We start from the raw sequence: 4,307 nt of genomic DNA, 5'->3' as shown, positions 1-4,307 counted from the left end.
TCGTACTGGGGCGGCAAGCAGGTCGGGATTTTCGACACGAATACGAGAAAGATAACCAGCACCATTGATGTCGGTACCAATCCCAATGAGTTGATTATGAACAAAAAAGGCTCGTTCCTGTTCGTGGCCAACGCCGGGGACAATAGCGTGTCGGTCATCGACACGCGTCAAAAACGGGTGGTGGAAGTTCTTAACGCCGCCCTCTACCCCGATTCACCCTCGGGAACAGTGACGAACGGCCTGGCGCTTTCGACCGACGAAAAAACGCTCTACGTCGCCAATGCCGACAACAACTCGCTGGCCGTCTTCGACCTGAGCGAACCGGGCGACAGCCGCTCGAAAGGCTTCATTCCAGTAGGCTGGTATCCTACCAGCGTCCGGGTTTCGGGCAAGCGGATATACGTGGCTAACGGCAAAGGATTCACCTCGTTCGCCAACCCGCTGGGGCCGCAGCCGGTCAGTCCCGAAGTGCGGTCGGAGTCGCACCTGGGCGAACTTCCCAAGGCCAACAACCGCTTGCAGTACATCGGCAGTCTGATGCAGGGAAGCCTGAGCGTCATCGACACGCCGGATGAGGATGAACTGGCGGTTTATTCCAAAAAAGTGTACGCCAACACGCCCTACAGGAAAGAGCGAGAGCTAATCACGGAAGGGGAGAAGGGGAATCCCATCCCGATGAAGGTGGGCGACCCCTCGCCGATCAAGTACGTTTTTTACATCATCAAAGAAAACCGCACCTACGACCAGGTGTTCGGCGATATGCCCGAGGGCAACGGCGACTCCACTCTATGTATTTTCGGCGAGAAGTACACACCCAACCAGCACAAGCTGGCGCGGGAGTACGTGCTGATGGACAATTTCTACGTCGATGCCGAGGTGAGTGCCGACGGCCACAACTGGAGCCTGGGCGCCCACGCCAACGACTACCTCGAGAAAACCTGGCCCACGGGCTACGGCCGCCGGGGCGGTGTGACCGAGGGCATGGGACGCCGGGGCGTGGCCAACAACAAGGAGGGGTACCTGTGGGATTTCTGCAAAAAGGCGGGCGTCAGCTACCGCAGCTACGGGGTGTTTGTGGACACCAACAAGGGCAACATCCCGGCCCTGGATGCTGCCCACGTCTGTTCCTATTTCGATACCTATTACAAGCAGAACGTGCGGGACACCACGCGCGTGAACCAGTGGAAACGGGATTTCGACTCGCTGCTGGTGGCCGGGGCCGTACCCGCCTTCAACTCCATCCGCTTGGGGGCCGACCACACGCAGGGGCTGGCCGTGGGGCGGCCCACGCCCTACGCCTGCGTGGCCGACAACGACCTGGCCGTCGGGATGCTGGTGGAACACCTCAGCCGGAGTCCCATCTGGTCGCAAACCGCCGTTTTCGTCGTGGAGGACGACGCCCAGAACGGCCCCGACCATGTGGATGCGCATCGATCCAACGTGTTGGTGGTGAGTCCTTATGTCAAAAGGAAGTCAATCGACCACACCATGTACTCCACTTCGGGAATGCTGCGCACGATGGAGCTGATTCTGGGTCTGCCGCCCATGACGCAGTACGACGCCGCCGCCACGCCGATGTTCCGCAGTTTCACGGCCCTAGTGGACGCCACCCCTTACACGACGGTTCCGGCCAATATTGACCTCGGTACCGTCAACCTGGCGCTCACGCCCAGCGCGAAGCGTTCAGAAAAGCTGGATTTCACGGATGTGGATCGCATCGACGACCGGGTTTTCAACGAAATCCTGTGGAAGGGCTTAAAGGGCGAGGACTTCCAGGTACCCGCACCCCGGCGCAGCGCCTTCGTGCTGGCGGCTGAGGGGGACGATGACTGAATGGTATTTAGGGTTGGGGAGAATCTTGTTCGTGCGTAGTGCCTTCGCTAAATTGAACGTTTATTTGGAACAAAAAACTAATAAACATGTGCTACCATACCTCACTCAATGTACCGCAGCCCGCCCTCAAAGCTCGTTACGGAGCCAATTTGGAGGAAGGGAAGGATTGGCAGCCCGTCATTCACGCCAATGCATACAGCGTTCCGGCCTGGCCGCTCGTCACGGTTCAGCAGCCAAAAGTGCTCTCGCTGCTGGAATGGGGTTTAATTCCCCATTGGACAAAGGCCGCGCCGGACGCGAAAAAGCTGAGGTCGATGACGATCAACTGCCGCTACGAGACGATGTTTGAAAAGCCCGCCTTTCGGTCAGCCGCCGGGGCGGGGCGACGTTGCCTGATACCGGTGTCGGGACTTTTCGAGTGGCATACCGTGGGCAAGAAGAAATACCCGTTCTACATTTATCCTAACAACGCGGAAGAAGGGGTTGTAAGCATCGCGGGATTATGGGACGAGTGGGCCGACCCCGAAACGGGCGAGGTGCGTACCACCTACACCATGCTTACGCGGCCTGCCAACGAACTGATGGCGCGAATTCACAACTCTAAGCAACGGATGCCCTGTCTGCTGACACCGGAACAGGAAAAGGCTTATCTGGAAGAATCGCTGAAAAAAGAGGAAGTGCTGGAACTACTGACGATTCCCTACGAATCAGGAAAGCTGGAAGCTTACACTATTAGTCGCCGCATAACGTCCCGGAGAGAGCCGACAGATGTGCCGGAGGTGTTGGAGCTGCACGAGTACGTGGAAATGAAGGGTTTTGATTGACGGGTTTCATATCGCATTCTGCTGGCAAGCCAGATGTTTTGTTTTTCCGACGTCCCTGCCTTATTCCGCAGCCCATGTTTTGAACGAACTAAACAGGATGTGCAAACTTTCCACCCCAATTCTACTGCCCCACCTGAGGGGTTTGGATTGTTCAATCGTCAGCTTCCTCAGTCGGCGTTTCAGCAATCTCCTCTTCTGCCTTCTGGGGAGGCACCAGCTTTTCGGTCAGGTAGGCTTCGGTATGGTCTGTCTTGATTTCCACCCACATGGGCAAGTGATCCGACATCTGGTGGGTACGCCAGTATGTTGTGTAATAACTGCTGGGGTTCTTCCGGTCTTTGCCATCGGCGGTCTTCAGATATCTTTCCCCCATCGCCCCGGCATACTCGGCCTCGTCCTCTGTCCGGTACACGGCCTGGAAGTAGTCGAAGACGCCGGCATTGCCCGTGGTCTCGAAACGGTGGGGCCTGACCTTGAAGGCAATCTGGTCGTAGAATTTGTTCTTCAGTGCGTTTGAGGGCAGGGACTGCAGTTCCTCCGGAATGAGGAAGCCCGCCCCGGTAATAGCCTCCATGGTCTCGTCCTCAGGACTGAAGATGTTGAAATCCCCCAAAAGTATGATGTTGTTCGACCACTCGTGCCTGTTGCTGGCCCTTTTGGCCATCGTGTCGGCCAGGCTCCTGATCTCCTCCACCCGGTTGGGGTCGTTTTTTGCACTGTTGCCATACAGGATGTGGACTGTAGCCAGCAGAAATGTCGTCCACCCGGCCTTAAAGCCGCAGAGGTAGGGTGTCCGGGCCAACTGCCGGATGGGGCGGTAAATAGTCTGGCCCGTCTGCGGGTCTTTGTCCTCGAAGGCGGGCAGCACCATCTCGCCCGAAAGCCCCCCGAACTTCACCTTGCGGGTGTCGAAGACAAAGGCGAGCCGTTCGCCGTTTCCGGGCCTGCCCTCAGTGACATCCGTGAACATATAGGACCAGTAGCCACCCAGGATGCCCATTAGTCTTTCCAAGGCTTCCAGATCCTCCCTGACCTCCTGGATGGCCACGATGTCGAATTTGGAGATTACCTCGGCGATGTAATGGAAGGCTTCCAGCGAGCGCTTGCCGTAGGCGGGCGAGTCGAATTCACGGATGTTCCAGGTGGCCAGCAGCAGGTTGCTCTCCAGCTTTTTCTCCGGGATTTCAGCTTTCAGCTTTTGCCGGAGTTTGAGCAGCCGGTCGACGGTTCTTCTCCCTTCCTGAGTTTTCGTGTTGATTTTTTGGTAGAAAGGCATAATCGGTTTGGTTGAGTGTGTCTGTCAGCCGGTGATTCTTTGGCGTGGCAGAGGCGAACAAGGCCGTTGCCGTCCTTCCTTAACTCTAAATGCATTTGCCGCTGGGCTGAGGAAGTCCCGAGTATTCTGGAAACCAAATATTACAAAAAAACCGCAAGCTGTGCATACCGCTTAATCAGATTATCCCAGACAGGTGTCGAATGACTCCTTTCAAGGAAGGTTCAGACGCCCCTTCGGCCCCTTACTTTGGAGACTGTATTTAACATAAGATAGCTTATGAAAATCGAAAAAATGTTGTGAAAATGTCTAATAATCAGAGTATTATGCAATAGATTGTCGGCCCGCTCTGGCCGCGTTACCAGCTCTGCACCTAT

Annotated in this window: 3 protein-coding genes; 2 read left to right on the top strand and 1 reads right to left on the bottom strand. The window is 56.2% G+C overall.

The window, feature by feature from the left end; translation table 11 throughout:
- Both ACEW8P_RS11705 and ACEW8P_RS11700 read left to right on the top strand, forming a co-directional pair.
- A partial coding sequence (locus tag ACEW8P_RS11705; protein ID WP_373513264.1) for a bifunctional YncE family protein/alkaline phosphatase family protein occupies positions 1-1,833 on the top strand: 1,833 nt, incomplete at its 5' end.
- Between the two features lie 86 nt (positions 1,834-1,919).
- On the top strand, positions 1,920-2,657 hold the full coding sequence (locus tag ACEW8P_RS11700) for an SOS response-associated peptidase (RefSeq protein ID WP_373513263.1): 738 nt from the start codon (positions 1,920-1,922) through the stop codon (positions 2,655-2,657).
- A 151-nt stretch (positions 2,658-2,808) separates the two neighbouring features.
- Here the strand turns inward: ACEW8P_RS11700 and ACEW8P_RS11695 are convergent, their stop codons facing one another.
- Positions 2,809-3,933, bottom strand: a complete 1,125-nt coding sequence (locus ACEW8P_RS11695) for an endonuclease/exonuclease/phosphatase family protein (protein ID WP_373513262.1) — start codon at positions 3,931-3,933, stop codon at positions 2,809-2,811.
- Positions 3,934-4,307 lie beyond the last annotated feature (374 nt).

This window comes from Persicitalea sp., assembly GCF_041751555.1.
Taxonomy (GTDB): Bacteria; Bacteroidota; Bacteroidia; order Cytophagales; family Spirosomataceae; genus Persicitalea.
This window is presented reverse-complemented; position numbering and strand designations above follow the sequence as displayed.

Coding starts and splice junctions, on each gene's coding strand:
- ACEW8P_RS11695 (WP_373513262.1), bottom strand. CDS start 3,933: ATGCCTTTCTACCAAAAAATCAACACGAAAACTCAGGAAGGGAGAAGA.
- ACEW8P_RS11700 (WP_373513263.1), top strand. CDS start 1,920: ATGTGCTACCATACCTCACTCAATGTACCGCAGCCCGCCCTCAAAGCT.